Genomic DNA, 1198 nt, shown 5'->3' with positions numbered 1-1198 from the left:
CGTAAATTGCAAGAATAAATGCAACAACTCACGATAAACCATAATTTGTAAGATTAGGCGATTGATTTGACCTCTTCATGGTACACATCATTTGGTGAGCGATAGCCCAGTATCTTTCTGGGGAGCGTGTTACACCAGTTCTCCACATAGTCAATGATCGATTCATCTATGTCGTCAATGGACTTACCCTTAGGGATGAATCTTCGAATGAGTCCGTTGTGGCGTTCGTTTGTTCCTCTTTCGCTTGATGTGTAAGGATGAGTGTAATACACTTTTTGGTCGGTATCTAGCGCTTGACTCAATTCACTGAATTCAGAACCGTTGTCAGCCGTGATCGTCTTAAAGACTTTAGAGAATGAAGAGCCATAGGATTGCTTGAGTGCCTGGAGAGCTTGCTTCACGCATTCTGCTGTCTTTTGATCGATCTTAAGAATGTGCTCGTTACGCGTCTTGCGCTCTGTTAGGGTGAGAAGGGCAGCTCCCTTCGCCCGAGAACCCAGTACGGTATCGATTTCCCAGTGCCCGAATTCCTCACGCTCATCGATATGCGCTGGGCGCTGCTCAATGCTTGTTCCGAGAACCTTCTTATGTTGTCGTATGCGTTTCTTCTTCGTGTTTCGTGACACTTTCAAGGGGAGGTCTATATTCTTCACGGAAAGTAACCCCAGATCGATATAATGATACAGTGTTTTCGTGCAAACCCTGGCATTCTCGAACTGCTTCTGAGCCTTCACATAGCCGCATATGGCGTCTGGCGACCAATGATCCTTCAGTATCTTCTCCACAGCGAATTGGATGAATTCAGAGGCCTCTGCGAGCTTGTATTTCGCGCCACAGCGAGAACGATTCTTCTCATAGACGGCTTGTCCAGTGTCAGGGAAATAGACTGTATGCTCTGTTAGATCCGATCTCCTCTGTGTGACGCTGCCACGTTTAAGCTCCCGTGAAATCGTTGACTTGTGGCAACCAATTTCATCAGCAATAGTCTGTAACGGTTTACCTTGCTTGTGCAGGGCTTGAATTTGACCCCGATCAAACGCTGTGAGGTGTGTAAAGGTTCGTTTCTCTGTGTTATGATGGGAATGAGCCATTGGTAATGCCTCCTGTTATGGATTGGTTTGCTAGACCTAATCCTTACATCGGTATTACCGTGGCTTTTTTTGGTATTTACTTGTTGCATTTAATTTTACAATGAACC

The 1198-nt window shown here is 45.6% G+C and carries 1 protein-coding gene; it reads right to left on the bottom strand.

The window, feature by feature from the left end; all coding sequences use genetic code 11:
* Window positions 1-53: 53 nt before the first annotated feature.
* Entirely contained in the window at window positions 54-1091 is a 1038-nt protein-coding gene (locus tag ABEV74_RS22740; RefSeq protein WP_430149920.1) for an IS30 family transposase, read from the bottom strand.
* Window positions 1092-1198: the final 107 nt, after the last annotated feature.

Origin of the sequence: Paenibacillus cisolokensis, assembly GCF_050481165.1 — a bacterium.
Taxonomy (GTDB): domain Bacteria; phylum Bacillota; class Bacilli; order Paenibacillales; family Paenibacillaceae; genus Paenibacillus_AH; species Paenibacillus_AH cisolokensis.
Note: the sequence above shows the minus strand (reverse complement) of the source record. Positions and strands in the feature narration are given on the sequence as shown.

Coding starts and splice junctions, on each gene's coding strand:
- ABEV74_RS22740 (WP_430149920.1), bottom strand. CDS start 1,091: ATGGCTCATTCCCATCATAACACAGAGAAACGAACCTTTACACACCTC.